Below are 243 nucleotides of genomic sequence, written 5' to 3'. Positions count from 1 at the left end.
CTTTTTTTCCCATACTTATTCTGGCTCGATTTATTCAAGGAGCTGGTGCAGCTGCATTTCCAGCACTCGTGATGGTTGTAGTTGCGTGCTATATTCCAAAGGAAAATAGGGGTAAAGCGTTTGGTCTTATTGGCTCCATAGTAGCTATGGGAGAAGGTATCGGTCCAGCTATTGGTGGAATGATAGCTCATTTTATCCATTGGTCTTATCTTCTGCTCATTCCAATGATGACAATTATCACTG

1 protein-coding gene is annotated in these 243 nt (G+C 42.0%); it reads left to right on the top strand.

The genetic code is table 11. The annotated features are described in order from the left end of the window. On the top strand, window positions 1-243 hold a 243-nt coding region (locus AWV70_RS22630), incomplete at both ends, for an MFS transporter (protein WP_153010120.1).

It is taken from the genome of Sporosarcina koreensis (genome assembly GCF_001531445.1).
GTDB classification, from domain to species: domain Bacteria; phylum Bacillota; class Bacilli; order Bacillales_A; family Planococcaceae; genus Sporosarcina; species Sporosarcina koreensis_C.
Note: the sequence above shows the minus strand (reverse complement) of the source record. Positions and strands in the feature narration are given on the sequence as shown.